The sequence below is a fragment of the Streptomyces sp. NPDC127129 genome (assembly GCF_042671585.1).
Lineage (GTDB): Bacteria > Actinomycetota > Actinomycetes > Streptomycetales > Streptomycetaceae > Streptomyces.
In genome coordinates this window covers 121657-148247 of sequence record NZ_JBHXTV010000003.1, presented here as the reverse complement: position 1 = coordinate 148247, position 26591 = coordinate 121657, and the positions used below count along the sequence as shown (strand labels likewise).

General features: G+C 71.5%; 25 protein-coding genes. 15 read left to right on the top strand and 10 right to left on the bottom strand.

The window, feature by feature from the left end; translation table 11 throughout:
* The first annotated feature begins 52 nt into the window (after positions 1-52).
* Positions 53-283: a preprotein translocase subunit SecG gene (gene secG / locus ACFVGW_RS06830; RefSeq protein WP_137990086.1), complete on the top strand. Its 231-nt coding sequence runs from the start codon at positions 53-55 to the stop codon at positions 281-283.
* A gap of 77 nt (positions 284-360) precedes the next feature.
* Positions 361-696 carry an RNA polymerase-binding protein RbpA gene (locus tag ACFVGW_RS06825; protein WP_003976875.1) on the top strand — a complete coding sequence of 112 codons (336 nt, stop codon included), beginning with the start codon at positions 361-363 and terminating at the stop codon, positions 694-696.
* A gap of 133 nt (positions 697-829) precedes the next feature.
* On the opposite strand, the gene ACFVGW_RS06820 is transcribed toward ACFVGW_RS06825, so the two are convergent.
* A complete protein-coding gene (locus tag ACFVGW_RS06820; RefSeq protein WP_385851102.1) occupies positions 830-1678 on the bottom strand; it encodes a MurR/RpiR family transcriptional regulator in 849 nt (282 codons plus the stop codon).
* 75 nt (positions 1679-1753) lie between these two features.
* On the opposite strand from ACFVGW_RS06820, the gene ACFVGW_RS06815 reads away from it, so the two are divergent.
* The gene (locus ACFVGW_RS06815) at positions 1754-2671 is read left to right on the top strand and encodes an N-acetylglucosamine kinase (protein WP_385851101.1); all 918 of its coding nucleotides are present in this window, start codon (positions 1754-1756) and stop codon (positions 2669-2671) included.
* 22 nt (positions 2672-2693) lie between these two features.
* On the opposite strand, the gene ACFVGW_RS06810 is transcribed toward ACFVGW_RS06815, so the two are convergent.
* A complete protein-coding gene (locus tag ACFVGW_RS06810) occupies positions 2694-3422 on the bottom strand; it encodes a helix-turn-helix domain-containing protein (RefSeq protein WP_385851100.1) in 729 nt (242 codons plus the stop codon).
* Positions 3423-3664: 242 nt separating this feature from the next.
* Between ACFVGW_RS06810 and ACFVGW_RS06805 the strand changes: the two genes are divergently transcribed.
* From ACFVGW_RS06805 to ACFVGW_RS06780, 6 genes are all read left to right on the top strand, one after another.
* Complete coding sequence (locus ACFVGW_RS06805) at positions 3665-4333, top strand: DUF4097 family beta strand repeat-containing protein (RefSeq protein ID WP_385851099.1); 669 nt, start codon at positions 3665-3667, stop codon at positions 4331-4333.
* Between the two features lie 35 nt (positions 4334-4368).
* The gene (locus ACFVGW_RS06800) at positions 4369-5484 is read left to right on the top strand and encodes a serine hydrolase domain-containing protein (protein ID WP_385851098.1); all 1116 of its coding nucleotides are present in this window, start codon (positions 4369-4371) and stop codon (positions 5482-5484) included.
* Between the two features lie 100 nt (positions 5485-5584).
* Positions 5585-6349: a sugar isomerase domain-containing protein gene (locus ACFVGW_RS06795; RefSeq protein ID WP_385851097.1), complete on the top strand. Its 765-nt coding sequence runs from the start codon at positions 5585-5587 to the stop codon at positions 6347-6349.
* 91 nt (positions 6350-6440) lie between these two features.
* Entirely contained in the window at positions 6441-8093 is a 1653-nt protein-coding gene (pgi, locus tag ACFVGW_RS06790; protein WP_385851307.1) for a glucose-6-phosphate isomerase, read from the top strand.
* Positions 8094-8096: 3 nt separating this feature from the next.
* Positions 8097-8597 (top strand): PH domain-containing protein, encoded by a 501-nt coding sequence (locus ACFVGW_RS06785; protein ID WP_385851096.1) that lies wholly within the window; start codon positions 8097-8099, stop codon positions 8595-8597.
* A complete protein-coding gene (locus ACFVGW_RS06780; protein WP_385851095.1) occupies positions 8594-10234 on the top strand; it encodes a PH domain-containing protein in 1641 nt (546 codons plus the stop codon). The genes ACFVGW_RS06785 and ACFVGW_RS06780 overlap by 4 nt, the downstream gene beginning before the upstream one ends.
* 22 nt (positions 10235-10256) lie before the next feature.
* Here ACFVGW_RS06780 and pgl read toward each other — a convergent pair whose 3' ends face one another.
* Genes pgl through tkt form a run of 5 tightly spaced genes read right to left on the bottom strand, consistent with a single transcriptional unit; the run spans position 10257 to position 16864 of the window.
* Entirely contained in the window at positions 10257-11039 is a 783-nt protein-coding gene (gene pgl / locus ACFVGW_RS06775; RefSeq protein WP_383311973.1) for a 6-phosphogluconolactonase, read from the bottom strand.
* A complete protein-coding gene (gene opcA / locus ACFVGW_RS06770) occupies positions 11036-12094 on the bottom strand; it encodes a glucose-6-phosphate dehydrogenase assembly protein OpcA (RefSeq protein WP_385851094.1) in 1059 nt (352 codons plus the stop codon). Before opcA ends, pgl begins: the two co-directional genes overlap by 4 nt.
* Positions 12091-13623: a glucose-6-phosphate dehydrogenase gene (gene zwf / locus ACFVGW_RS06765; RefSeq protein WP_352186276.1), complete on the bottom strand. Its 1533-nt coding sequence runs from the start codon at positions 13621-13623 to the stop codon at positions 12091-12093. The genes opcA and zwf overlap by 4 nt, the downstream gene beginning before the upstream one ends.
* A 5-nt stretch (positions 13624-13628) precedes the next feature.
* A complete protein-coding gene (tal, locus tag ACFVGW_RS06760; protein WP_385851093.1) occupies positions 13629-14747 on the bottom strand; it encodes a transaldolase in 1119 nt (372 codons plus the stop codon).
* Positions 14748-14779: 32 nt separating this feature from the next.
* A complete protein-coding gene (gene tkt / locus ACFVGW_RS06755) occupies positions 14780-16864 on the bottom strand; it encodes a transketolase (RefSeq protein WP_385851092.1) in 2085 nt (694 codons plus the stop codon).
* A gap of 316 nt (positions 16865-17180) precedes the next feature.
* Between tkt and ACFVGW_RS06750 the strand changes: the two genes are divergently transcribed.
* The 3 genes from ACFVGW_RS06750 to ACFVGW_RS06740 all read left to right on the top strand — a co-directional run bounded on the left by ACFVGW_RS06750 (position 17181) and on the right by ACFVGW_RS06740 (position 19721).
* Positions 17181-18128: a heme o synthase gene (locus ACFVGW_RS06750; protein WP_352186273.1), complete on the top strand. Its 948-nt coding sequence runs from the start codon at positions 17181-17183 to the stop codon at positions 18126-18128.
* A gap of 93 nt (positions 18129-18221) precedes the next feature.
* A complete protein-coding gene (locus ACFVGW_RS06745; protein WP_352186272.1) occupies positions 18222-18557 on the top strand; it encodes a hypothetical protein in 336 nt (111 codons plus the stop codon).
* Between the two features lie 84 nt (positions 18558-18641).
* Entirely contained in the window at positions 18642-19721 is a 1080-nt protein-coding gene (locus tag ACFVGW_RS06740) for an amidohydrolase family protein (protein ID WP_385851091.1), read from the top strand.
* Positions 19722-19765: 44 nt separating this feature from the next.
* Here ACFVGW_RS06740 and ACFVGW_RS06735 read toward each other — a convergent pair whose 3' ends face one another.
* The 3 genes from ACFVGW_RS06735 to ACFVGW_RS06725 form a co-directional block, all read right to left on the bottom strand.
* A complete protein-coding gene (locus tag ACFVGW_RS06735) occupies positions 19766-20734 on the bottom strand; it encodes a heme A synthase (protein ID WP_383221414.1) in 969 nt (322 codons plus the stop codon).
* A gap of 75 nt (positions 20735-20809) precedes the next feature.
* Entirely contained in the window at positions 20810-21577 is a 768-nt protein-coding gene (locus ACFVGW_RS06730) for an ABC transporter permease (RefSeq protein ID WP_383221105.1), read from the bottom strand.
* Positions 21574-22509, bottom strand: coding sequence for an ABC transporter ATP-binding protein (locus ACFVGW_RS06725; RefSeq protein WP_385851090.1), 936 nt, complete (start codon positions 22507-22509; stop codon positions 21574-21576). The genes ACFVGW_RS06730 and ACFVGW_RS06725 overlap by 4 nt, the downstream gene beginning before the upstream one ends.
* Positions 22510-22689: 180 nt before the next feature.
* Here ACFVGW_RS06725 and ACFVGW_RS06720 point away from each other — a divergent pair, with 180 nt between their 5' ends.
* The 3 genes from ACFVGW_RS06720 to sufB all read left to right on the top strand — a co-directional run bounded on the left by ACFVGW_RS06720 (position 22690) and on the right by sufB (position 26516).
* Positions 22690-24210, top strand: coding sequence for a carboxypeptidase-like regulatory domain-containing protein (locus tag ACFVGW_RS06720; RefSeq protein WP_385851089.1), 1521 nt, complete (start codon positions 22690-22692; stop codon positions 24208-24210).
* A 165-nt stretch (positions 24211-24375) separates the two neighbouring features.
* The gene (locus ACFVGW_RS06715) at positions 24376-25104 is read left to right on the top strand and encodes a helix-turn-helix transcriptional regulator (protein WP_385851088.1); all 729 of its coding nucleotides are present in this window, start codon (positions 24376-24378) and stop codon (positions 25102-25104) included.
* Positions 25101-26516 carry a Fe-S cluster assembly protein SufB gene (gene sufB, locus ACFVGW_RS06710; protein ID WP_352186265.1) on the top strand — a complete coding sequence of 472 codons (1416 nt, stop codon included), beginning with the start codon at positions 25101-25103 and terminating at the stop codon, positions 26514-26516. The genes ACFVGW_RS06715 and sufB overlap by 4 nt, the downstream gene beginning before the upstream one ends.
* The last annotated feature ends 75 nt before the right edge of the window (positions 26517-26591 follow it).

Below are 26591 nucleotides of genomic sequence, written 5' to 3'. Positions count from 1 at the left end.
GATGCCCGGCCCCCGTCCGTATAAGTCCGAGGAAGTTGGTCCAGCCGTGGTTATGGGGTTCTCGATCGCCCTGATCGTCTTCAGCGCGCTGCTGATGCTGCTCGTGCTGATGCACAAGGGGAAGGGCGGCGGCCTCTCCGACATGTTCGGCGGTGGCATGCAGTCGTCCGTCGGTGGATCCTCGGTTGCCGAGCGCAACCTGGACCGCATCACCGTTGTGGTCGGTCTGCTGTGGTTCGCGTGCATTGTCGTACTTGCGCTTCTGATGAAGTTGGACGTGTAACTCCAATCACTGGACGCGCGTTGGGCCTTACGTAGACTGGGGCATCTTCGAGCACCATCACGCAGGGAGTTACGACCGTGGCAAGTGGCAACGCGATCCGGGGAAGCCGGGTCGGAGCGGGGCCGATGGGGGAGGCCGAGCGGGGCGAGTCGGCACCGCGCCTCCGCATCTCCTTCTGGTGCTCGAACGGGCACGAGACGCAGCCGAGCTTCGCCAGTGACGCACAGGTTCCGGAGACGTGGGACTGCCCGCGCTGCGGCTTCCCGGCCGGTCAGGACCGGGACAACCCGCCGGACCCGCCGCGCACCGAGCCGTACAAGACGCACCTCGCGTACGTACGCGAGCGGCGCAGCGACGCGGACGGCGAGGCGATCCTCGCGGAGGCGCTCGCCAAACTGCGCGGCGAGATCTGAGCGTGGTGTGACAGTGTGACGAACGGGCTCCGCCCGCGAACTCGGTTCGCGGACGGGGCCCGTTCGCGTACGCCGGCCGTTCGTGTACGCCGCCCGATCCGGCGGTGGTCGCCGTCCGTCGGTGGTCGCCGGTTCAGCGGTGATTGCCGGGAATGTGTGCGGTGAGTTCCATCGCGGCGCTCGCCCGCGCGTACGTCAGCTGCGCCACGCGCGCGTAGAGGCAGTCCAGGATCAGCAGCACCGAATGCCGCGTCCCGAAGCCGCCGCGCCGGAAGCCGGTCTCGGCCGAGGTCGACGTCAGATGGAGCGAGGCGGCGCGGGCGACGGGGGAGCGGGGGTCGCCGGTCACCGCGACCGTCCGCGCGCCCCGTTCGGCCGCGAGCCGCAGCGGCGAGAGGACCTCGCGGGTCGCGCCCGAGTGGGAGAGCGCCACCACCGCGTCCGCCGGGGTGAGCAGCGCCGCCGAGGTCTCCGCGGCGTGCACTTCCGTCCAACCGCGGGCGTCGCAACCGATGCCGAAGAGCCGTGCCTCGGTCTCCAGAGCCACGACGCCGGAGGCGCCCACGCCGTAGACGTCGATCCGGCGGGCCTCGGCGAGGATCCGCGCGGCCCGCTCCAGCGCGTCGAGGTCCAGACGCTCGGCCGTGCGGCGCAGCGCCCCCAGGTCGGCCTGGGCGACGGCGGCGACGACCTGGTCGAGCGGATCGTCGGGGCCGATGTCCGGCCCGAGGGGCCGTTGCTGTCCGCCGCGTTCGTTCTCGCCGCGCTCCTGCGCGAGCGCGAGCAGCAACTCCTGGTACGAGCCGAGGCCGAGAGCGTGGCAGAAGCGGGTCACGGTCGCCTGGGACGTGCCGGTGCGGCGGCCCAGCTCCGAGGCGGAGACCCCGGCCACCCGGTCCGGATCGTCGAGGACCCAGACACCGACCTTGCGCAGCGAACCGGACATGCGGGGCAGTTCGGAGCGGATCAGTGCGGTGATCACGGGCGCGTTCCCTCCTGCCCTGCCTGGTGCGCGGGTCTTGTCGAGCGGTGAATCTATCAACCACCATGCGGGCTGATGAACGAATCCGGGATTCAGTCGTGCGTGCTCGGGATCGACGCCGGGGGCACGCGGACCAGGGCGCGGCTCGCCGACGCGGCGACGGGCGCGGTACTGGGTGAGGGTGTGGGCGGCGCGGGGAACGCGCTGAGCGTCGCGTCCGGCGAGCTCGTACGGAACCTGGTGCGAGCCCTGCGGGGCGCCGTGCCGGGCGGCCGGGCGGGCGCGGTCGTCTCCGTCGTCGCCGGCTTCGCGGGCGGCGGCCCGGGCGGAGGGGTCGAGAAGGCCGGTTCGGCGCTCGCCGCGGCGCTGTCCGGCGTCGGTGCGGCCCCGGCCCGGGTCGAGGTCGTGGGGGACGCGGACATCGCCTTCGCGTCCGGGCCGGGCGTCCCGGCGGACGGGCTCGTGCTGATCGCGGGCACCGGCGCAGCCGCCGCGCGCGTGGAGCGGCGCCGGGCGGTCCGGGCCGCGGACGGGGACGGCTGGCTCCTCGGCGACGCGGGCAGCGGCTTCTGGCTGGGGCGGGAGGCGCTGCGGGCGGTCCTGCGCTCCCTGGACGGCCGCGGCCCGGCCACGAGCCTCGCGGGTGCGGTCGGGGAGGTGTGCGGGGGGCTGACCAAGGAGGCCGTCGTCGGGTACGGATTCACCGGCCACCCCGTGCGTCTCGCGGCGCTCAGCCCTCTCGTGGTGGAGGCGGAACGGACCGGGGACGAGGTGGCGGGCGCCCTCCTCGACCGCGCGGCGGACGAACTGGCCGCCACCGTGGGCGCGTTGGCGCCTCGTCCGGGCGAGCCGCTGGTCGTCACGGGAGGTCTGCTCGGCCCCGGCGGCCCGCTGCTGCCGCGGTTCGCCGAGCGGGTGGGCGCGGCGGGTCTGGTCCCGTCCCCGGTGCCGGACGGTCTGGCCGGCGCGGTGGCCCTGGCGCGGCTGCCGTAGACGGCGGCGGTCCGCACGCGGCTCAGGCGGTGTTGTCCGGGGTCGGTTCGGGCTTCGTGTGGAGGATGGCGCGGGCCTGCTCCGCGGCGCGGGCGGTGCTCTCGGAGACGTGGTCGAGGAAGCGGGCGATGTTCTCGAGGCGGGTGCCGACGGGGGTGCCGGCGCCGAGGACGCCGACGCCCTGCCGTGCGATGTCGCTTATGTGGGCGGTGGAGCGGGCGCTGGCCATCATCGACTGGTACCAGACGTCGTCGTCCACGACGTACCGCTCACGGCGGCGTTCGTCGCGCTCCCGGCGGATCATGCCCTGGCCCTCGAGGAACGTGATGGCCTTGGAGACGGAGGCCGGGCTGACCTGGAGTCGTCCGGCGAGTTCGGACGCGGTGAGACTGCCCGAGTCGGCGAGGCAGAGGGAGGCCATGACCCGGGACATCATCTTGGGCATGCCCGACTGCATCATGACGGTGGTGAACACCTCCTCGTACTCGCGTACGGCCTCGGTGTCGCGACCGTGGGCCTGCGGGGGCGCCTGTGACGGCGTGGTCTGCCTGCGGCGGTGGGCGCGGCGCTCGGTCGCGCGGTGGGCCAGGTCGGCGCGGTAGGCGGTGGGGCCGCCGTTGCGCATCACTTCGCGCGTGACCGTGGAGGTCGGGCGTGAAAGGCGCCTGGCGATCTCGGCGTAGGCGAGGCCGTCGGCCAGTCCCAGCGCGATCTGCTGTCGTTCGGGCTGGGTGAGCCTGCCTCCGGGCATCGCGGTCTCCTTCATGATCCGTAGAGATCGCCAGCATAGCGTTCACCGCAATTCATTGCAACGAACTCGACGCGGCTTGTTGCGTTGCATTCAGAACCGTTGCAACGATTTCCCGGTATTGACCTGGGGTGATGCGAATGGAGCGCAACAAGCATGTTGCCGAGTCCATGAACGCAACGTAGCTTTCCACTATCAGAAACGACGGGCCGACGGAGCGCCCGCCACTGAACGAGGAGAGCACCATGCAGAAGTTCGCCACCGCCGCCGCCGTCTCCGCCGTCCTGGACGTCCCCGCCGGACGCATCCAGTTCATCGCCGCCGACCGGACCGACGTGACCGTCGAGGTGCTGCCCGCGAACGCTTCGAAGAGCCGGGACGTCGAGGCGGCCGAGCGCACCACGGTCGACTTCACCGACGGCGTCCTGCGGGTCCAGGCCCCGGCGCCGAAGAACCAGATCCTCGGCGGCTCCGGATACGTCGAGGTGACGGTCCAGCTGCCCGCCGGCTCCCACGTCGAGGCGAAGGGCGCCGACGCCGAACTCCGCGGCGTGGGACGGCTCGGCCGGGTCGCCTTCACGGCCGCGCAGGGCGCGGTCAAGCTCGACGAGGCGGCGAGCGCCCGGCTGACCCTCCAGGCCGGCGACGTCTCGGTCGGCCGACTGAGCGGCGACGCGGAGATCCGCACCCTGAAGGGCGACCTGCGGATCGCCGAGGCCGTGCGCGGCGCGGTCGTCCTGCGCACCGAGGCCGGCGACGTGTCGGTCGGTGCCGCCCGCGGCGTCTCCGCCTCCCTGGACGCCGGCACCTCCTACGGCCGGATCCACAACGCGCTCAAGAACGCCGACGGCGCCCCCGGCCTGGCGATCCACGCCACCACCGCCTACGGCGACATCACCGCCCGCAGCCTCTGACGCCCCTCACCGACGGAACCAGGAGCACACCCCTCATGTCCCTCACCTCTGCCGGGCAGGACCGCCCGGAACTGCAGAAGGCCATCCAGGAGATCGTCGATTCCGGCTTCGCCGGAGTCCAGTTGCGCGTGAACGACGAGCGGGGCGAATGGACCGGCAGCGCCGGAGTGCGCAAGCTCGGCGAGAGCGCCGGGCCGGCGACCGACGGGAGGTTCCGGATCGGCAGCACCACCAAGACCTTCACCGCGGCCGTCGTGCTGCTGCTGGTGGCCGAGGGCAGGGTCGGACTGGACAGCCCGGTGGACGACCACCTGCCCCGGTTCGGTCTCGACCGCCGGATCACGGTGCGGATGCTGCTCCAGCACACCAGCGGGCTGTTCAACCACACCGGGGAGTACGACGAGGACGGGACGGTCACGCCGGGCATCCCCTGGCAGGGGCAGGAGTACGTGGACCGTCAGTTCCACACGTACGAGCCGGAGGAGCTGGTGCGCCTCTCCCTGTCCCACCCGGCACGGTTCGAGCCGGGCGCGGACTGGAGCTACTCCAACACCAACTACGTGCTGGCCAAGCTGCTGGTCGAGGAGGTCACCGGCCGCTCGCTGGCGGAGGAGACGCAGCGGCTGATCCTGCGGCCGCTGGGGCTGTCGGGCACCGTGGTGCCGGGCGCCTCGCCGGAGATCCCCGAGCCGCACGCTCACGGCTACTACCGGTACGAGGACGCCGGCCAGTGGAAGGTGGTCGACGTCACCCGCTTCAACGGCTCCTGGATCTCCGCCGCCGGCGACATGATCTCGACCACCGAGGACCTCCACCTCTTCTTCTCCGCCCTGATGGGCGGCAGGCTCCTGCCGGCCCCGCTGCTGGCCGAGATGTGCACGCCGCATCCCAAGCTGGGCTACGGCCTGGGGGTCTTCGTGGAGGAGAGGGGCGACGGCGGGACGATCCTCCACCACAACGGCGGCTTCTTCGGCTGGGCGGCGCTGATGTACAGCACGCCCGACGGCCGGAAGACGCTGACGGCCTCGCTGACCACCGGGGACGCCGACCTCGACTTCGCCGCCACGGCCGCGGCGTTCCAGAAGGCGCAGAGGACGCTCGTCGACGAGGTGTTCGGCGGGCGGGCCGAATCCAGCGGGCCGACCCGATAGCCCGGCGTTCCCGGGTCCTTGACGGTGGCCGGGGCAGGCTGGTTCATTGAATCGGATCTCTCGTCAGAGTCCGGTTCAATGAACCAATGGAGGCTCCGCCATGCCCCAACCCGCCCTCGGTGCCGCTCTGTTCGCCGACCATGCGCGAGAGGCCGTCGAACGCGTCGTCGCCGCCAACAAGGAATCCGTCCCCGCCGCCGCCCGGCTGTTCGCCGACTGCGTCGCCGCCGACGGGGTGATCCACGCCTTCGGCACCGGGCACTCGCAGGCCGCCGCGCTGGAGATCGCCGGCCGCGCGGGCGGGCTCGTCCCCACCAGCCGGATCGCGCTCGCCGACCTCGTCCTGCGCGGCGGCGAGGACCCCTCCGTACTCGCCGATCCGCTGCTGGAGCGCGCCCCCGGCCTCGCCGCCCGGCTCTACGCCCTGGCCACTCCACGGCCGCAGGACCTCTTCGTCGTCATCTCCAACTCCGGTGTGAACAACGCCGTCGTCGACCTGGCCCTCAAGGTGACCGGGGCCGGCCACCCGCTCGTCGCGCTCACCTCGCTCACCCACACCCACGCCGTCCCCGCCCTGCACGCGAGCGGCCGGCGGCTCGCCGACCTCGCCGACGCCGTCCTCGACAACGGCGCCCCCACCGGCGACGCCGTGCTCCCCCTCCCGGACGGAACCGCGCTCTGCGGGGTCTCCACCCTCACCTCCTCCCTCCTCGTGCAGACGGTCGTCGCCGAGGCGGTCGCCCTGCTCCTCGCCGAGGGCCACGAACCGCCGGTGTACGTCTCCGCCAACATCCCCGGCGGCCACGAGCGCAACGCGGCCCTGGAGGCGCGGTACGCGGGCCGGCTGCATCGCGGCGGGCACTGAGTCGTCGCGCGCCTTCCGCCCCCGCGATCAATTAGGTTGGAGTCGCAGCGGGGCAAGCAGGCAGGAAGAGAAGAAGTAGGCGATGTCCGAGATGAACGCAGCAGGTCGCACGAGGCTCAACCAGCTTCCCGAATGGGCCGCCCTCGGCAAGCACCGCGAGCAGCTGGGGACCACCCATCTGCGCGAGCTGTTCGCCGCCGAACCGGGGCGCGGCACCGCGTACACCCTGCGCGTCGGCGACCTGTACCTGGACCACTCCAAGCACCTGGTCACCGACGAGACGCTGACGCTGCTGCGCGAACTGGCCGCGGCCACCGGCGTGGCCGAGCTGCGCGACGCCATGTTCCGCGGCGAGAAGATCAACACCACCGAGGACCGCGCGGTCCTGCACACCGCGCTGCGCGCCCCGCGCGACGCCGTCGTCGAGGTCGACGGCGAGAACGTCGTCCCGGCCGTCCACGCCGTCCTCGACACGATGACCGCCTTCGCGGACAAGGTCCGCGCGGGCGAGTGGACCGGCCACACCGGCAGGCCGATCAGGAACATCGTGAACATCGGCATCGGCGGCTCCGACCTCGGTCCCGCCATGGCGTACGAGGCCCTCCGCGCCTACACCCAGCGGGATCTGACGTTCCGCTTCGTCTCCAACGTGGACGGCGCCGACCTCCACGAGGCCGTCCGCGACCTCGACCCGGCCGAGACGCTCTTCATCGTCGCCTCGAAGACCTTCACCACCATCGAGACGGTCACCAACGCCACCTCCGCCCGCGACTGGCTCCTCACCGGGCTGCGGGCCGGCCAGGAAGCCGTCGCCCAGCACTTCGTCGCCCTGTCGACCAACGCCGAGAAGGTGCAGGAGTTCGGCATCGACACGGCCAACATGTTCGAGTTCTGGGACTGGGTCGGCGGACGGTACTCCTACGACTCCGCCATCGGCCTCTCCCTGATGATCGCCATCGGCCCGGAGCACTTCCGCGAGATGCTCGCCGGCTTCCACCTCGTCGACGAGCACTTCCGTACCGCCCCCGCCGAGGAGAACGCGCCGCTGCTCCTCGGCCTCCTCGGCGTCTGGTACGGCGGGTTCTTCGACGCCCAGTCGCACGCCGTCCTGCCGTACTCGCACTACCTGTCGAAGTTCACCGCCTACCTCCAGCAGCTCGACATGGAGTCCAACGGCAAGTCCGTCGACCGCGACGGCAAGCCCGTCGACTGGCAGACCGGACCGGTCGTCTGGGGCACGCCCGGCACCAACGGGCAGCACGCGTACTACCAGTTGATCCACCAGGGCACCAAGCTCATCCCGGCCGACTTCATCGGCTTCGCCGAGCCCGTCGCCGACCTCGCCCCCGGTCTCGTCGCCCAGCACGACCTGCTGATGGCCAACTTCTTCGCCCAGACGCAGGCGCTGGCCTTCGGCAAGACGCCCGAGGAGGTACGGGCCGAGGGCGTCGCCGAGGAGCTCGTCCCGCACAAGACCTTCCAGGGCAACCACCCCACCACCACGATCCTGGCCAGGGAGCTCACCCCCTCCGTGCTCGGCCAGCTCGTCGCGCTGTACGAGCACAAGGTGTTCGTCCAGGGCGCGATCTGGAACATCGACTCCTTCGATCAGTGGGGTGTCGAGCTCGGCAAGGTCCTCGCCAGGAAGATCGAGCCGGTGCTCACCCAGGGCACGGGCGGTGAGGAGCTCGACGGCTCGACCGCCGCGCTGGTCGACACCTACCGGACGCTCCGGGGCCGCTGACCGATGACGGGGGCGAACGCGGTGCGGCTGCGGCCGCCGAACAACACGCTGAACGAACGGGCCGTCGGCTGGTGGCGCACCCAGTGGCTGGTGACCACCGCCGTGCCGGTGGTGGTCCTCGGCGTCCTCGGGGCGTTCATCACGCCGGCCCGGTTCTGGCTCTGGCTGCCCGCCGCCGTCCTGGCGGCCGTCGGGCTCGCCTGCACCGCGTTCTTCCCCGCCTGGTGGTTCCGGGTCCACCGCTGGGAGGTCACCGAGGACGCCGTCTACGTCCGTACGGGGGCCATCTGGCAGGAGTGGCGGATCGCGCCCATGTCCCGCATCCAGACCGTCGACACGGTCAGGGGACCGCTGGAGCAGTACTTCCGGCTCGCCACGGTCACCGTGACCACCGCCTCCGCCAAGGGCGCGATCCGCGTCGAGGGTCTCGACCACGAACTCGCCGCGGAGCTCGCCGAGAAGCTCACCCGCATCACCCGGGCCACGCCCGGGGACGCCACATGAGCGAGGAGTGGCGGCGCCTGGACCGGCGTACGGTCCTGGTCACCGCCGCCGTCCTCGCGGGCGTCGCCGCGGGCGCCGCCCTGCCCGCCTTCTTCGGCCTGACCAACTCCATGCCCGCCTGGAAGGCCGCCGGCTGGATCCTCGCCGGGACGGTGCTCCTCATCGGCGCCGGCTCGGCCGCCGACCACGTCCGCTGGCGGCGCACCCGCTACCGCGTCGGATCCGAGCGCAGCGAGATGGGGGTACCCCCGGCCGAAGGCTGGGGGAGCAGCGAGATGGGGGTACCCCCGGCCGAAGGCTGGGGGAGCAGCGAGACGGGGGTACCCCCGGCCGAAGGCGGGGGGAGGGTCGAACTCCACACCGGGCTCCTCCTGGTCAAGCGCCGTTCCCTGGCCCGTGAACGCATCCGCAGCGTCGACCTGACCGCCAACCCGCTGCAGCGCGTCCTCGGCCTGGTCAAGGTCCGCATCGGCACCGGCGAACACAACGGCGGCGAGTCCACCCTCGAACTCGACCCGGTCGCCCGGGCCGAGGGGGAACGGCTCCGCCGCGAGCTGCTCGGCCGGACGCTCACCGGCACCGAGGACACCCGTCACGACGGCGCGCTCGCCGAGCTCGACCCGCGCTGGATCCGCTACGCCCCGGTCTCCTTCGTCACCGTGGTGCTCGGAGGCGCGGCGGCCGGTGCCCTGATGCAGGTCAGCGAGTGGTTCGGGGCGCAGAAGGAGGTCATCGACTGGATAGGCGACCGCTTCCAGGACACGTCCGTCGTCTCCATGATCCTCGTCCTCGTCGCGCTGGCCGCTCTCGCCGGGACCGTCGGCGCCCTCGGCCTCTGGGTCGAGATGTGGTGGAACTACCGCCTGGAGCGGGAGCCCGGCGGCACCCTGAGGGTCCGGCGCGGACTGTTCACCGCCCGCTCGATCTCCATCGAGGAACGCCGGCTGCGCGGTGTCGAACTGGTCGAGCCGCTCGGCGTGCGGATGAGCCGCGCCGCCCGCGTCGACGCCGTGGCCACCGGACTCGCCGAGAACACCGAGGACGAGCACGCGGACCACAAGACCCTGCTGCCCGCGGCGCCGCGCGCGGTCGCCGACCGGGTCGCCGCGCAGGTGCTGCGCACGTCCGAGCCTCCGACGAGCGCGCCGCTCACCGCCCATCCCCTCGCCGCCCGCACCCGGCGGCTGCGCTGGGCGCTGTGGAGCGCGTTCACCCCCGCCGCGGTCCTCGCCGTCCTCGGCGCCCTCCTCACGCCGGTCCTCCTGTACGTGGCCGTCGGCTGCGCCCTCGTCCTCGGTCCGCTCGCCGTGGTGTTCGCGCGCGACGCCTACCGCAACCTCGGGCACGGCGTCACCGGTGACTACCTGCTGGCCCGCTCCGGCACGGTCCGCCGGACCACGGTCGCCCTCCAGCGCGGTGGCGTCATCGGATGGACCGTCAGGCAGTCGTACGTCCAGCGCCGCGCCGGCCTGCTGACGCTCACCGCGACGACCGCGGCGGGCGCGGGCGCGTACGACATCCACGACGCCGGGCAGGGCGAGGGGCTGACCTTCGCCGCCGAGGCCGTACCGGACCTGCTCGCGCCCTTCCTCGAGCCGGTACGGGAAACGCCGGAGGCCCGGTCCACCGTGCGGTGAACCGGGCCCCCTTGAGCGTCCGTCAGGCCGAGGCCGGCGGATAGAGCGCGCGCGGCAGCTCCGAGGCGGCCGCCGCGTCGAGCAGCCAGAGCGTCCGCGAGCGACCGCGGGCGCCCGCTGCCGGGGCCTGGATCTCGCCAGCTCCGGAGAGCGCCATCGCCGCGGCCTTCGCCTTGTCCTCGCCGGCGGCGAGGAGCCAGACCTCACGGGCGGCCCGGATCGCCGGCAGTGTCAGCGTGATCCGGGTCGGCGGAGGCTTGGGCGCGCCGTGCACACCCACCACCGTGCGCTCGGTCTCGCGGACCGCCGGGAGCTCCGGGAACAGCGAGGCCACGTGCGTGTCGGGGCCGACGCCCAGCATGAGCACGTCGAAGACCGGCACCGGTCCATGGTTCTCCGGACCGGCGGCCGCGGCCAGTTCGGCCGCGTACGCCTCGGCCGCGGCCTCGACGTCATTGCCGTACGGCCCGTCCGAGGCCGGCATCGCGTGCACCCGCGCCGGGTCCAGCGGGACGCGGTCGAGCAGCGCAGCACGGGCCTGGGTGACATTGCGCTCCGGGTCGCCCTCGGGCAGGAACCGCTCGTCGCCCCACCACAGATCGAGCCGCGACCAGTCGATCGCGTCCCGCGCGGGGGCCGAACCGAGCGCCGCGAGCAGCCCGTTGCCGTTGCGGCCGCCCGTGAGGACCACGGAGGCCGAGCCACGGGCGGACTGCGCGTCCACGATCCGCGTGATCAGCCGGGCCGCCGCGGCCTGCGCCATCAGCTCCTTGTCGCGATGGACGACGAGCTGGGGAGCGCTCACTTGGCCGCCGCCTTCTTGGCCGGGGCCTTCTTCGCGGGCGCCTTGGCCGCCTGGTGGGCCGGATCGGCCGCGGCCGCCGCAGGGGCTTCCGTACCGGTCACCGCATCCGCCGGAGCCGTCGTCTTCGACTCCTCGTCCAGCCGGTCGAGCCCGTACCGCAACGCCGAGGCGTACGTGTCGTCCGGGTCGAGCCGGCGCAGCTCCTCCGCGATCAGCTCGGCCGTGTCGCGGCGCTTGAGCGCCACGCCACGGTCCGGCTGTCCCTGGATGGAGAGCGTCGCCAGCGAACCGTCCGGCCGGTCGAGGACTATCGGCCCGCAGCTGGACTCCATCCGTACGGAGGTGAGTCCCGGGCCCGCCGACGTGGACCGGCGCACCGGCACCTTCAGCCGGTCCGCCAGCCACATGGCGAGCAGCTCGACGCTCGGGTTGAACTCCTCGCCCTCCACCTCGGCCGAGGTGACCTCGCAGTCGACCTGGTCGAGCGCGGCGGCCAGCATCGAACGCCACGGGGTGATCCGGGTCCAGGCCAGATCCGTGTCGCCCGGGGTGTACGTGTCCGCGCGGCCGGTCAGCTCGTGGATGGGCTGCTCGGAGGCGTACGTGTCGGTCACCCGGCGCTGGGCGAGCGCGCCCAGCGGGTCGTTCGCCGGGTCGGCCGGGGCGTTGACCGGCCACCAGACGACGACGGGGGCGTCCGGCAGGAGCAGGGGAAGGACCACCGACTGGGCGTGGTCGACGACCTCGCCGTACAGCCGGAGGACAACCGTTTCCCCCGTGCTGGCGTCGGCGCCGAGGCGGACCTCGGCGTCGAGCCGCGCCTTCGCGCGGTCCCGCGGCGAACGCGAGACCCGCTTGATGACCACCAGGGTCCGCGAAGGGTGTTCGCGGGACGCGTCGTTGGCCGCCTTGAGCGCGTCGTAGGCGTTCTCCTCGTCGGTGACGATGACGAGGGTGAGCACCATGCCGACGGCGGGCGTGCCGATGGCGCGACGTCCGAGCACCAGCGCCTTGTTGATCTTGCTGGACGTGGTGTCCGTCAGGTCGGTCTTCATGGCCGGCGCCAGCTCCGTCCGTCTCGTGCGAGCATTTCGTCCGCCTCGACCGGACCCCAGGTGCCCGACGGGTACTGCGCGGGCTTGCCGTGCTTGTCCCAGTACTGCTCGATCGGGTCGAGGATCTTCCAGGACAGCTCGACCTCCTCGACCCGCGGGAAGAGGTTCGAGTCGCCGAGCAGCACATCGAGGATGAGCCGCTCGTACGCCTCGGGGCTGGACTCCGTGAAGGACTCGCCGTAGGCGAAGTCCATCGACACGTCCCGGACCTCCATCGAGGTGCCCGGCACCTTGGAGCCGAACCGCATGGTCACGCCCTCGTCCGGCTGCACGCGGATGACCAGGGCGTTCTGGCCCAGCTCCTCCGTCGCCGTCTTGTCGAACGGCGAGTGCGGCGCACGCTGGAAGACCACCGCGATCTCGGTGACACGGCGGCCGAGCCGCTTGCCGGTACGGAGATAGAACGGCACTCCCGCCCAGCGGCGGTTGTCGATCTCCACCTTGATGGCCGCGAAGGTGTCGGTCTTCGACTTGGGGTCGATCCCGTCCTCCTGCAGATAGCCGACGGCCTTGGCGCCGCCCTGCCATCCCGGCGCGTACTGGCCGCGCACCGTCGAGGCACCCAGGTCCTTCGGCAGCTTCACCGCGCCGAGCACCTTGGTCTTCTCGGCCGCGAGCGCGTCCGCGTCGAAGGAGGCGGGCTCCTCCATGGCGGTCAGCGCGAGCAGCTGGAGGAGGTGGTTCTGGATGACGTCACGGGCGGCGCCGATGCCGTCGTAGTACCCGGCGCGGCCGCCGATGCCGATGTCCTCGGCCATGGTGATCTGCACGTGGTCGACGTACGACCGGTTCCAGATCGGCTCGAAGAGGGTGTTGGCGAAGCGGAGCGCCAGGATGTTCTGGACGGTCTCCTTGCCCAGGTAGTGGTCGATCCGGAAGACCGCGTCGGGCGGGAAGACCTCGTGGACGACCTCGTTGAGCTCCTTGGCGGAGGCCAGGTCGTGACCGAAGGGCTTCTCGATGACCGCGCGGCGCCAGGAGTTGTTCTTCTGCTCGGCCAGGCCGTGCTTCTTCAGCTGCTGGACGACCAGCGGGAAGAACTTCGGCGGCACGGAGAGGTAGAAGGCGAAGTTGCCGCCCGTGCCCTGCGCCTTGTCCAGCTCCTCGATGGTGGTCTTCAGCTGGTCGAAGGCGTCGTCGTCGTCGAAGTCGCCCTGGACGAAGCGCATCCCCTGGATCAGCTGCTGCCACACCTCCTCGCGGAACGGGGTGCGGGCGTGCTGCTTGACGGCCTCGTAGACCTCCTGCGCGAAGTCCTCGTCCTGCCACTCGCGACGGGCGAAGCCGATGAGCGAGAAGCCCGGCGGCAGCAGACCGCGGTTGGCCAGGTCGTAGACGGCAGGCATCAGCTTCTTACGGGACAAATCGCCTGTGACACCGAAGATCACCAGACCCGACGGCCCCGCGATACGCGGGAGCCGTCGGTCTGCGGCGTCACGGAGCGGGTTGGCTCCGTGGACTGCGCTCAAAGTGCTTACGCCTCCGAAGGTGCGAGGCGCTGGAGCTCCGCCTCGGTCGACTTGAGCAGGTCGTTCCAGGACGCCTCGAACTTCTCGACGCCCTCGTCCTCAAGCAGCTGTACCACGTCGTCGTAGCTGATGCCGAGCTTCTCGACGGCGTCCAGCTCGGCGCGCGACTGCTCGTACGTGCCGCGCACGGCGTCGCCGGTGACCTCGCCGTGGTCGGCGGTGGCCTCCAGGGTCGCCTCCGGCATGGTGTTGACCGTGCCGGGCGCGACCAGGTCCACCACGTACAGGGTGTCCTTGTACGCCGGGTCCTTGACGCCGGTCGAGGCCCACAGCGGACGCTGCTTGTTGGCCTGCGCCTTGTCCAGGGCGGCCCAGCGCTCGGAGGAGAACACCTCTTCGTACGCCTCGTAGGCCAGACGGGCGTTGGCGAGCGCCGCCTTGCCCTTGAGGGCCTTGGCCTCGTCCGTGCCGAGGGCGGTCAGGCGCTTGTCGATCTCCGAGTCCACACGGGAGACGAAGAAGGACGCCACCGAGTGGATCAGCGAGATGTCGAGGCCGCGCTCCTTGGCCTTCTCCAGACCGGCCAAGTAGGCGTCCATGACGGCGCGGTAGCGCTCCAGCGAGAAGATCAGCGTCACGTTGACGCTGATGCCGAGGCCGATGACCTCGGTGATCGCCGGCAGACCCGCCTTGGTGGCCGGGATCTTGATGAGCGTGTTGGGACGGTCCACCAGCCAGGCCAGCTGCTTGGCCTCGGCGATGGTGGCCGCGGTGTTGTGGGCCAGGCGGGGGTCGACCTCGATCGACACCCGGCCGTCCTGGCCGTCCGTGGAGTCGTAGACCGGGCGCAGGATGTCGGCGGCGTCCCTCACGTCAGCCGTCGTGATCATGCGGATGGCCTCGTCCACGGTCACCTTGCGGGCGGCCAGGTCGGCGAGCTGCTGGTCGTAGCCGTGGCCCTCCGAGATCGCCTTCTGGAAGATGGACGGGTTGGTGGTCACACCCACCACGTGCTGCTGGTCGATCAGCTCGGCCAGGTTTCCGGACGTGATCCGCTGACGCGAGAGGTCGTCCAGCCAGATCGCGACGCCTTCGTCGGAGAGGCGCTTGAGAGCGTCTGTCATGAGAGGTTCTCCAAAATTCGTGTCTAGTGGCGTCAGCGCGCCGCGGCGTCCAGAGATTCCCGGGCAGCGGCGGCCACGGCCTCCGGCGTGAAGCCGAACTCGCGGAAGAGGACCTTCGCGTCGGCGGAGGCACCGAAGTGCTCCAGCGAGACGATCCGGCCGGCGTCGCCGACGTACTTGTGCCAGGTGAGACCCACACCGGCCTCGACGGCCACGCGCGCCTTGACCGACGGCGGCAGGACGGAGTCCTTGTACGCCTGGTCCTGCTCCTCGAACCACTCGACTGACGGCATCGAGACCACACGGGTCGGGACGCCGGCGGCCTGGAGCTGCTCCCGGGCCTCGACGGCCACGTGCACCTCGGAGCCGGTGCCGATCAGCACGACCTGGGCGTCGCCGTCCGCCTCGAACAGGACGTAGCCACCCTTGGCGGCGTCCTCGTTCCAGTCGTACGTCGGCACACCCTGACGGGTCAGGGCCAGACCGTGCGGGGCGCCCTTTCCGAACACGCGGGTGTGGCGCCTGGTGATCTCGCGCCAGGCGATGGCGGTCTCGTTGGCGTCCGCGGGGCGGACGACGTTCAGACCGGGGATCGCGCGCAGCGACGCCAGGTGCTCCACCGGCTGGTGCGTCGGGCCGTCCTCGCCGAGACCGATCGAGTCGTGGGTCCAGACGTACGTCACCGGCAGGTGCATCAGCGCGGAGAGCCGGACGGCGTTGCGCATGTAGTCGGAGAACACCAGGAAGGTGCCGCCGTAGACACGGGTGTTGCCGTGCAGCGCGATGCCGTTCATCTCCGCGGCCATGGAGTGCTCGCGGATGCCGAAGTGGATCGTGCGGCCGTACGGGTCCGCCTCGGGGAGCGGGTTGCCCTCGGGCAGGAACGACGACGTCTTGTCGATCGTCGTGTTGTTCGAGCCGGCCAGGTCGGCCGAGCCGCCCCACAGCTCCGGGATGACCGCGCCGAGCGACTGCAGGACCTTGCCGGACGCGGCACGGGTGGCGATGCCCTTGCCCGCCTCGAACACCGGGAGCTTCGACTCCCAGCCCTCGGGCAGCTCGTTCGCCTGGATGCGGTCGAACGTGGCCGCCCGCTCCGGGTTGGCCGTACGCCACTCGGCGAGGGACTTCTCCCACGCGGCGCGCGACTCGCGGCCGCGGTCGCCCAGCGAGCGGGTGTGGCCGATGACCTCGTCGGAGACCTCGAAGGTCTGCTCCGGGTCGAAACCGAGAACCCGCTTGGTGGCCGCGATCTCCTCGTCGCCGAGCGCCGAGCCGTGCGCGGCCTCGGTGTTCTGGGCGTTCGGGGCGGGCCAGGCGATGATCGAGCGCATCGCGATGAACGACGGACGCCCGGTCTCGGCCTCGGCGGCCTTGATCGCCGCGAACAGACCCGCCGGGTCCAGGTCGCCGTTGGCCTGCGGCTCGACGCGCTGGACGTGCCAGCCGTACGCCTCGTACCGCTTCATCGTGTCCTCGGACACGGCCGTCTCGGTGTCGCCCTCGATCGAGATGTGGTTGTCGTCCCACAGCAGGATCAGGTTGCCGAGCTTCTGGTGACCGGCCATCGAGGACGCCTCGGCGGAGATGCCCTCCTGCAGGCAGCCGTCACCGGCGATCGCGTAGATCCGGTGGTCGAACGGGGAGGTGCCGGGGGCCGCCTCCGGGTCGAACAGACCGCGCTCGTAGCGGGCGGCCATCGCCATGCCCACGGCGTTGGCGACACCCTGGCCCAGCGGGCCGGTCGTCGTCTCGACGCCCGCGGTGTGACCGTACTCCGGGTGGCCCGGGGTCTTCGAACCCCAGGTGCGGAACGCCTTCAGGTCGTCCAGCTCGAGCCCGAAGCCCCCCAGGTACAGCTGGGTGTAGAGGGTCAGGGACGAGTGACCGGCGGACAGCACGAACCGGTCGCGCCCCACCCACTCCGGATCGGCCGGGTCGTGGCGCATCACCTTCTGGAAGAGGGTGTACGCGGCGGGCGCCAGGCTCATGGCCGTACCGGGATGGCCGTTGCCGACCTTCTGTACGGCGTCCGCTGCCAGGATCCGGGCGGTGTCCACGGCCCGCTGGTCCAATTCGGTCCACTCGAGGTCTGTGGTGGTCGGCTTAGTGCTCACCCTGAGTCAGGGCTCCTCTCCACATGTACTGGAAGCCGGTGACTGAGGGTGTACCGGCGTTGTCGAGCCTACCCCCGACATCACGCCCATCTTTTCGAGTGCGGGCCCCGGAAAACAGAAGACACGGCAAGAGTGCGGGTCACTCTGTCACTTCGCCTCCCGAGCGCTGTCCACCCCTTGGGACACGGCCCCCCAACACGACCCCACCCCCGCGAAGATCGGCGTCTGGGCAACGTCTAGAGTGGCGTGGTACGCGCAAGTCTTCACCCCGTCTTCATCCGGGGAGCTTGCTGGGAATTCTCTGTCAGGGGTGTGCGTGACGGCCGTCGAGTCCCGACCCGCAGGGGTCGTCTTGACTCCCAGCCCGGGGGGCCATCGGCCGTTCGGGGCTCGCGTCAAGGCATTCGTGGCGCTGACCAAGCCGCGGATCATCGAGCTGCTGCTCATCACGACCGTGCCGGTGATGTTCCTCGCCGAGCAGGGTGTACCGAACCTGTGGCTGGTACTCGCCACCTGCTTCGGCGGCTATCTGTCGGCGGGCGGCGCGAACGCGCTGAACATGTACATCGACCGCGACATCGACGCCCTGATGGACCGGACCTCTCAGCGGCCGCTGGTCACCGGGGTCCTCACGCCGCGTGAGGGCCTGGTCTTCGGCCTCACCCTCGCCGTGGTCTCCACGCTCTGGTTCGGCCTGCTCGTCAACTGGCTGTCCGCGGCGCTGTCGCTCGGCGCGCTCCTCTTCTACGTCGTGATCTACACGATGATCCTCAAGCGCCGCACGGCGCAGAACATCGTCTGGGGCGGCATCGCCGGCTGTCTGCCGGTGCTGATCGGCTGGTCGGCCGTCACCAATTCGATGTCCTGGGCCGCGGTCATCCTCTTCCTGGTCATCTTCTTCTGGACGCCGCCGCACTACTGGCCGCTGTCGATGAAGGTCAAGGACGACTACGCCCGCGCCGGCGTGCCCATGCTCCCGGTCCTCGCCTCCAACAAGGTCGTCGCCCGGCAGATCGTCGCGTACAGCTGGGTGATGGTCGCCGTCTCGCTGCTGCTGACCCCGCTCGGCTACACCGGCTGGTTCTACACGGCCGTCGCGCTGCTCACCGGCGGCTGGTGGCTCTGGGAGGCGCACGCGCTGCTGAACCGCGCGAAGAACGGCGCGACCGGCGCGAAGCTCAAGGAGATGCGCCTCTTCCACTGGTCGATCACCTATGTCTCGCTGCTCTTCGTGGCGGTCGCGGTGGACCCCTTCCTGAGGTAGTCCCTCAGCCCCTGATCAACGGCCGGCGCACGTGGGCAAGACCACGTGCACCGGCCGTCGCCAGTGGATCTACCCCTCGGTAGCATCTGTCGTATGGCAGAAACCAAGCAGGCGGAGAGCAAGCAGGCCGAGCGCAGGGCGGCCAGGCTCGCCAAGCAGATCCAGGCGTTCTCCAAGGAGCACGGCGGCGCCGAGGGGCAGATCGCCCACATCGGCCAGGCGGGCACGCGGATCGTCCTCGTCGGCGAGGACGGCGGCTGGGGCGACCTCGTGGCCCCGACGTACGCCGTCGCCGAGAAGGCGGCGGAGAAGGCCGGGCTGACCCTCCACGAGGAGTTCGACGGCGAGTTCGCCGCCAAGGTCGTCACGGGCCCGTACGAGTGGACCCGGATGGCCGGAATCCAGCTGGGCGGCCCGTCCAACGCGTAATCGTTCGACGCGCGAGGCAACAACCTCGGGTGGGGCTCACCCGTTAGGACGTGTGGAAGAACGTCCACGCAGGGAGCCCCCCGAATGATCGAGACCCCGAGCCTGGTGGACCAGAACTGCCACGGGGTGCTCCGTACGGAGCTCGGCCTCGGCACGTTCGAGGCCTACCTCGGCAGGACCGCCCGGCCACCCGCGCCCGGCACCACCTTCTTCGACACCCAGACCGGTTTCGCGGTACGCCGCTGGTGCCCGCCGCTGCTCGGCCTGGAGCCGCACTGCCCGCCGGCCCGCTACCTCGCCCGCCGCCGGGAACTGGGCGTGCTGGAGTCCGGGCGGCGGCTGCTGAGCGCCTCCGGCATCTCCACGTATCTCGTGGACACCGGCCTGCCCGGCGATCTGACCGGCCCCGCCGAGATCGCCTCCGCCGGCGGCGCCGCCGCGCACGAGATCATCCGCCTCGAACCCCTCGCCGAGCAGGTCGCCGACACCTCCGGCTCGGTCGAGGCGCTGCTCGCCAACCTCTCGGAGGCCGTCCACGGCGCCGCGACGACCGCCGTCGCGTTCACCTCGGTCGCGGGGGTGGGCCGGGGGCTCGCCCAGGCGTCGGAGCCCCCGGGGCCCGGCGAGGTGCGCGGGGCGGCGGGGCGCTGGCTCGCGCGGCGCCCGGTCGGCGGCCCGCTCACCGACCCGGTGCTGCTGCGCCATCTGCTCTGGGTGGCCGTCGCCTCAGGACGGCCGCTCCAGCTGCACGTGGGGGCCGAGGACCCGGCCGGGCTGGCCGACTTCGCCGCGTCCACCAGCGGCCTGGGCACGGACGTGGTCCTGCTGCACGGATACCCGTACCACCGGCGGACGGCCCAGCTGACGGGTGTCTACCCGCATGTGTACGCCGACCTCGGCTCCGTCCTCGGCAGGACCGGGGCCCGGGCGGCGGCCGTCCTCGCCGAGCTCCTGGAGCTCGCCCCCTTCGGCAAGCTGCTCTTCTCCAGCGGGGCGCACGCCCTGCCGGAGCTGCACGTCGTCGCGGCGAGCGTCTTCCGGGGCGCGCTGAGCCGGGTGCTCGGCGAGTGGGTCGGCGACGGAGCCTGGTCCCTCACCGACGCCCAGCGCGTGGCGACCATGATCGCCTCGGGCAACGCCCGCAGGATCTACGGGCTGGGCTGAGCGGCCCCGGCCGGGGGCAGCTCAGGTCAGGGGGTGCCGCGGGGTCACGCCTTCGCCAGGGCCGCGTCGGCCTGGGCCGGGATCTCCGGGGCGGGCAGCGGGCGCTCGCGCAGGCTCAGGGCCAGGCGCAGGACCGCGATCCACATCAGGGCGGAGCCGAGCATGTGGGCGCCGACCAGGATCTCGGGGACACCGGTGAAGTACTGGAGGTAGCCGATCCCGCCCTGGGCGAGCAGCACGAGCAGCAGGTCACGGGCGCGCGCCCGGATGTCGTCGGGGGCGTCGACCACGCGCAGCACCAGCCACATCGCCAGCGCCAGCGCGCAGACCACCCAGGCGGCGATCGCGTGGACATGGGCGGCGGTGGTCCAGTCCCACGGCATGCGCGGAACGTCGCTGCTGTCACCGGCGTGCTTGCCCGAGCCCGTGACGCCCGTGCCGAGCACGATCAGGGCGACGGCCGTCGCGACGATCGCCCAGGAGAGCTTGCGGACCGGGCCCGGCACCCGCCGCCGGGGCGTCGTGTCGCCCTCGCCGGTGCGGTGCCAGGTGATCACGGCGACGGTCAGCAGCGCGTTCGCGGCGATGAAGTGGCCGGCGACCGTCCACGGGTTGAGCCCCATCCACACCGTGATGCCGCCGATGACGGCGTTGCTCGCGACGATCCAGAACTGCGCCCAGCCGAGCCGGGTCAGCCCGCGCCGCCACGGCTTGGTGGAGCGCGCGGCGATGATCGCCCAACCGACGGCGGCGGACAGGACGTACGTCAGCATCCGGTTGCCGAACTCGATCACACCGCGGTAGCCCTGCTCGGGCGTGACGATGAGGCTGTCGTCCGTGCACTTGGGCCAGGTGTCGCAGCCGAGACCGGAGCCGGTCAGCCGGACCGCGCCTCCCGTGACGATGATGAGGACGCTCATCACGACGGCGGAGAGCGCGGCGCGCCGGAGCGTCCTCGGGGACGGGGTCCAGCGCTTGGCGATGAGGGCGAGGGGGGTCAGCACGGGCCCTATCGTAGGACGGGGCTTGTGCACGCTTTCACGAGGGGTGCGTTACGGGAGAAGTCACCCCGGAACGTCACCCCTCCGCTACTCCCAGCGGAAGAACCTCGCCGCCGCGCCGAGCCCGAGGACCGCCCAGACGGCGAGCGTCAGCGCCTGTCCCCACGGCAGCGTGGCGCCGCCCTGGAGCACGTCCCGCAGCCCGTCCGAGAGCGCCGAGATCGGCAGCAGCTCCAGCACGGCGCGGGCCGCGTCGGGGAACCTGTCGAGCGGCACGATCACCCCGCCGCCCACCAGCAGCAGCAGGAAGACCAGGTTCGCGGCGGCCAGCGTCGCCTCGGCGCGCAGCGTGCCGGCCATCAGCAGGCCCAGGCCCGAGAAGGCGGCCGTGCCGAGGACGAGCAGCAGCAGGACGGAGACGGGGTCGCCCTGCGGGGACCAGCCGAGCCCCAGCGCGATCGCGGTCAGGAGCGCGACCTGGAGGACCTCGGTGACCAGGACGGAGAGCGTCTTGGCGGTCATCAGCGCCCAGCGGGGGAGCGGGGAGGCTCCGAGCCGCTTGAGGACGCCGTAGCGGCGCTCGAAGCCGGTGGCGATGGCCTGGCCGGTGAAGGCGGTGGACATCACGGCGAGGGCGAGGACACCCGGCGCGAGGAAGTCGACGGCCTTGTCGGCGCCCGTGTCGACGATGTCGACGGTCGAGAACAGCACGAGGAGCAGCGACGGAATGATCACCGTGAGCAGCAGCTGCTCGCCGTTGCGCAGCAGCATCTTCGTCTCCAGGACGGTCTGCGCCGCGATCATCCGCCCGACCGGGGCGGCTCCGGGCTTCGGTGCGTAGGTACCCGTGCTCATGACCGCAGCTCCTTGCCCGTGAGCTCCAGGAAGACGTCTTCGAGGGTGTGGCGCTCCACCGCGATGCCGTCCGGCATCACCCCGTGCTGGGCGCACCAGGTGGTGACGGTGGCGAGGAGCTGGGGCCCCACCTCGCCGGTGATCCGGTACGTCCCCGGCGTCGGCTCCGCTGCCTGGGTGCCGTCCGGCAGGGCCTTGAGCAGCGAGCCGAGGTCGAGCCCGGGGCGGCCGGTGAAGCGCAGGGTGTTCTCGGCGCCGCCGCGGCAGAGCGCCTCGGGGCTGCCCTGGGCGGCGACCCGGCCGGCGTCGACGATGGCCACGTCGTCCGCCAGCTCCTCCGCCTCGTGCATGAAGTGCGTGGTGAGGACGACGGTGGCGCCGTCGGTGCGCAGCTCGCGGACGAGGTCCCAGGTGGCGCGGCGGGCCTGCGGGTCGAGTCCGGCGGTCGGCTCGTCGAGGAAGACCAGCTCCGGGCGGCCCACGACGGCCATGGCGAGCGCGAGCCGCTGCTGCTGGCCGCCGGAGAGCCGCCGGTACGTGGTCCGGCCGCAGGAGCCGAGGCCGAGGCGCTCGATCAGGGCGTCCACGTCCAGCGGGTGCGCGTGCAGCTTCGCCATGTGGCGGAGCATCTCGTCGGCCCGGGCGCCGGAGTAGACGCCACCCGACTGGAGCATCACGCCGATCCGGGGCCGGAGCAGCGCCGCGTCGGCGACCGGGTCGAGGCCGAGCACACGGACGGTGCCCGCGTCGGCCTTCCGGTAGCCCTCGCAGGTCTCGATCGTGGTGGTCTTCCCGGCCCCGTTCGGGCCGAGGACGGCGGTGACGGTGCCCGCGCGGACGTCGAGGTCGAGGCCGTCGACGACGGTCCTGGTCCCGTACCGCTTGACCAGGCCGCAGACGCTGACCGCGCTGTCGACGGACTCGTTCTTCATGCCCGGAAGTCTAGAGAGCCGTCCGGGCGCTCCCGTCGGCGGGGAGAACCGGCTGCTTCCCGGCCCGGGGAATGGCCGAAAACATTGGGCGAAAGGAGCCACGCGGAGCGCACGATCCCTTCACGATCGGGTGATCGTGCGAACAGATGTCGCACCTTCCGTGAAGGAGAGTCCGTGCACGTGGCCCGATCGCACCGACGTGACCGACGGAGAACCCTCGCCGCCCTCACCGCCGCCGCACTCGCGCTTCCCCTGGCGCTGGCCGCCGCCCCCGCGCATGCCGACGCCGCAACGACCGACCTCGTCGGCGTGGTGACCGGCGCCACCGGGCCGGAGGCGGGCGCGGTCGTCACCGCCTCGCCGTCCGGCGCCACCGCGACGACCGGCGCCGACGGCCGCTACACCCTGCGTCTCCCGGCCGGCGGCGGGTACGAGCTCGCCGTCGCCCCGGCGCACCGCTGTGCCTCTCCCGCCACCGTCCGGGTCGAGGTGGCGGAGACCGGCGGGGTCGGGGACGTCGCGCTGGCACCCCGTACCGACGCCTTCGGCACCGCCTGCTCCGTCACAACCGCCGCCGAGTTCCCGGCCGGGACCCAGCGGCTCCGGCTCCCCGACCGCGCCTCCGGCACGGCGGCCTTCGCGCTGCCGTTCCCGGTGCCCTTCTACGGCCGGGCGTACCGCTCGCTGACCGCCGCCGTCGACGGCACGCTCTCGTTCGTCTCGGCCGGCGGGCAGACGGCCGACGGCACGCTCCACGCCTTCGGGGACGACCTCGCCGTCGACGGCCGGTCGGGCGTGTACTGGGCCGCCACCGGCACCGCCCCGCACCGGAAGATCGTCGTCGAGTGGCGGAACGTGAAGATCGCCGGGTCGGCGACCGGCGAGCGGATCGGCTTCGCCGCGGTGATCGGTGAGGACGGAACCGCCTCCCTGCACTACCGGGACATCTCCGGGACCGGGCGGGAGAACGGTTCCGCGGCCACGATCGGCACCGAGAGCCACACCGGGGAGGGCGCCCTGATCTACTCGCGGAACGAGGGCACGCTCCGCGACGGGGCCGTGATCTCGCTCCGGCAGACGAGGACCGCCGTGATCCTCGGCACGGTGACCGACGCCAACGACCAGCTCCCGGTCGCCGGCGCGCGGGTCGGGGCCTACACCGGGGGCCTGGGGGCGTCCGGCTCCGCCGACGCCCACGGCGCCTATCTCTTCCAGGTGCCGGCGAACTGGCAGGACTACGACGTCGTCCTGGACGCCCCGCACTACTGGGGCGACCGGATCACGGTCACCGCCGTGCCCGGCGGCGTCCGCCTCGTGAACGGCGAACTCGGCACCGGCCGCGTCACCGCCGACAAGCGGTCCCTGACCGTGAAGGCCCCGGCGGACTCCGTGCGTACCCGGACGCTCGTCCTGACCAACGCGGGCAGCATCCCGACCGCCTACGCGGTGGCCGAGAAGGACGGGCAGAGCTGGCTCACCGTCTCCCCGGCCGGTGGCGGCCTGGAGGGCGCCGGGCAGGAGCCGTACGACCGGGCGACGGTGACGATCACCGTCGACACCACGGGTGTGGCCCCCGGCACGGTGCTGAAAGGCACATTGCGGGTCCGTTCGGACAGCGGCCGCGGGCCGGTGATCGACATCCCGGTGAAGGTGATCGTGCGAGGTCACGGGGGCTCCGGGGAGACCGGGCAGGGTCGCTGAGGCCCTCGCGGACGACCGCGGCCGCGCCCTTCCGGGGTGCGGCCGCCGGCCGTCCCGGAGATCGTTTCCGCAGGTCAGGTAAGCCTTACCTACGTGATGCACGGCACCGTGGCCCCGCCATGGCGTCGCTTGTCACTCTCCGAGGAATTACGCAACAATGGCGTTGTGAAAAACGTCGGCGAGGCTCCCGTGGAGGAACTCGCGACCGGTGAGCGCTCCACGCGCAACCGTGTCGCGCGCTCCATCCTGGACCACGGCCCGTCGACGGTCGCCGACCTGGCGGCGCGCCTCGGACTCACCCAGGCGGCCGTGCGCCGGCATCTGGATTCGCTCGTCGCCGAGAACGTCGTCGAAGCCCGCGAGAAGCGGGTCTACGGAGCCCGTACGCGCGGGCGTCCCGCCAAGGTCTTCGCGCTGACCGACTGCGGCCGGGACGCCTTCGACCAGTCGTACGACTCGCTCGCCGTCGACGCCCTGCGCTGGATCGAGAAGCACGCCGGAGGCGAGGCCGCCGTCGCGGCCTTCGCCCGCGACCGGCTCGCGCACCAGGCGGAGGCGTACCGCGAGGCCGTCGAGTCGGCGGAGCCCGACCAGCGCACCGAGGCGCTTGCCAAGGCGCTGAGCGCGGACGGGTACGCTGCCACTGCGCGGAACGCGCCGGTCGGCGAGCAGCTCTGCCAGCACCACTGCCCGGTCGCCCATGTCGCCGAGCAGTACCCCCAGCTGTGCGAGGCGGAGACGGAGATCTTCTCCCGCCTCTTGGGAACGCACGTCCAGCGTCTCGCCACCATCGCCCATGGTGACGGCGTCTGCACGACGTTCATCCCGCACAGCGCCCCACAGACCACCCCATCAGAAGCATCCGCAAGCACGGCCGGGAGGAACCCCGCATGACCACCGAGATCAGCCACCCCGAGCTCGAGGGCCTGGGTCGGTACGAGTACGGCTGGGCCGACTCCGACGCGGCCGGCTCCGCCGCCAAGCGCGGTCTGAACGAGGATGTTGTCCGCGACATCTCCGCGAAGAAGAACGAGCCCGAGTGGATGCTGAAGCTGCGGCTGAAGGGTCTGCGCCTCTTCGACAAGAAGCCCATGCCGAGCTGGGGCTCCGACCTGTCGGGCATCGACTTCGACAACATCAAGTACTTCGTGCGCTCCACCGAGAAGCAGGCCGCTTCCTGGGAGGAGCTGCCCGAGGACATCAAGAACACGTACGACAAGCTCGGCATCCCGGAGGCGGAGAAGCAGCGCCTCGTCGCCGGTGTCGCGGCCCAGTACGAGTCCGAGGTCGTCTACCACCAGATCCGCGAGGACCTGGAGGAGCAGGGCGTCGTCTTCGTCGACACCGACACCGCGCTGAAGGAGCACGAGGAGCTCTTCCGCGAGTACTTCGGCACGGTCATCCCGGTCGGCGACAACAAGTTCGCCTCGCTGAACACGGCCGTCTGGTCCGGCGGATCGTTCATCTACGTGCCGAAGGGCGTGCACGTCGAGATCCCGCTGCAGGCCTACTTCCGTATCAACACGGAGAACATGGGCCAGTTCGAGCGGACGCTGATCATCGTCGACGAGGACGCCTACGTCCACTACGTCGAGGGCTGCACCGCCCCGATCTACTCCTCCGACTCGCTGCACTCCGCGGTCGTCGAGATCATCGTGAAGAAGGGCGGCCGCTGCCGCTACACGACGATCCAGAACTGGTCGAACAACGTCTACAACCTGGTCACCAAGCGCGCCGTGGCCTACGAGGGCGCGACCATGGAGTGGGTCGACGGCAACATCGGCTCCAAGGTCACCATGAAGTACCCGGCCGTCTACCTGATGGGCGAGCACGCCAAGGGCGAGACCCTCTCCATCGCCTTCGCGGGCGAGGGGCAGCACCAGGACGCCGGCGCCAAGATGGTCCACATGGCCCCGAACACCTCCTCCAACATCGTCTCCAAGTCGGTGGCGCGAGGCGGCGGCCGCACCTCCTACCGCGGTCTCATCGAGATCGGCGAGGGTGCCCCGGGCGCCAAGTCGAACGTGCTCTGCGACGCGCTGCTCGTCGACACCATCTCCCGCTCGGACACGTACCCGTACGTCGACGTCCGCGAGGACGACGTCTCCATGGGTCACGAGGCCACGGTCTCCAAGGTCTCCGAGGACCAGCTCTTCTACCTGATGAGCCGCGGCATGACCGAGTTCGAGGCGATGGCGATGATCGTGCGCGGCTTCGTCGAGCCGATCGCCAAGGAGCTCCCCATGGAGTACGCGCTCGAGCTGAACCGGCTGATCGAGCTGCAGATGGAAGGGTCCGTCGGCTGACGTACCGACGCCCCACCACCAGCTAGCGGCCCGCCCACGCGGCGGGCCGAGGATCGAAACGTAGGAAGAGAGCAA

Bases quoted from the DNA above. Each gene is read 5' to 3' on its own strand.
- secG (WP_137990086.1), top strand. From the start codon at position 53: ATGGGGTTCTCGATCGCCCTGATCGTCTTCAGCGCGCTGCTGATGCTG.
- ACFVGW_RS06815 (WP_385851101.1), top strand. From the start codon at position 1,754: ATGAACGAATCCGGGATTCAGTCGTGCGTGCTCGGGATCGACGCCGGG.
- ACFVGW_RS06810 (WP_385851100.1), bottom strand. From the start codon at position 3,422: ATGCCCGGAGGCAGGCTCACCCAGCCCGAACGACAGCAGATCGCGCTG.
- ACFVGW_RS06805 (WP_385851099.1), top strand. From the start codon at position 3,665: ATGCAGAAGTTCGCCACCGCCGCCGCCGTCTCCGCCGTCCTGGACGTC.
- ACFVGW_RS06800 (WP_385851098.1), top strand. From the start codon at position 4,369: ATGTCCCTCACCTCTGCCGGGCAGGACCGCCCGGAACTGCAGAAGGCC.
- ACFVGW_RS06795 (WP_385851097.1), top strand. From the start codon at position 5,585: ATGCCCCAACCCGCCCTCGGTGCCGCTCTGTTCGCCGACCATGCGCGA.
- pgi (WP_385851307.1), top strand. From the start codon at position 6,441: ATGAACGCAGCAGGTCGCACGAGGCTCAACCAGCTTCCCGAATGGGCC.
- ACFVGW_RS06785 (WP_385851096.1), top strand. From the start codon at position 8,097: ATGACGGGGGCGAACGCGGTGCGGCTGCGGCCGCCGAACAACACGCTG.
- ACFVGW_RS06780 (WP_385851095.1), top strand. From the start codon at position 8,594: ATGAGCGAGGAGTGGCGGCGCCTGGACCGGCGTACGGTCCTGGTCACC.
- opcA (WP_385851094.1), bottom strand. From the start codon at position 12,094: ATGAAGACCGACCTGACGGACACCACGTCCAGCAAGATCAACAAGGCG.
- tal (WP_385851093.1), bottom strand. From the start codon at position 14,747: ATGACAGACGCTCTCAAGCGCCTCTCCGACGAAGGCGTCGCGATCTGG.
- ACFVGW_RS06745 (WP_352186272.1), top strand. From the start codon at position 18,222: ATGGCAGAAACCAAGCAGGCGGAGAGCAAGCAGGCCGAGCGCAGGGCG.
- ACFVGW_RS06740 (WP_385851091.1), top strand. From the start codon at position 18,642: ATGATCGAGACCCCGAGCCTGGTGGACCAGAACTGCCACGGGGTGCTC.
- ACFVGW_RS06730 (WP_383221105.1), bottom strand. From the start codon at position 21,577: ATGAGCACGGGTACCTACGCACCGAAGCCCGGAGCCGCCCCGGTCGGG.
- ACFVGW_RS06725 (WP_385851090.1), bottom strand. From the start codon at position 22,509: ATGAAGAACGAGTCCGTCGACAGCGCGGTCAGCGTCTGCGGCCTGGTC.
- sufB (WP_352186265.1), top strand. From the start codon at position 25,101: ATGACCACCGAGATCAGCCACCCCGAGCTCGAGGGCCTGGGTCGGTAC.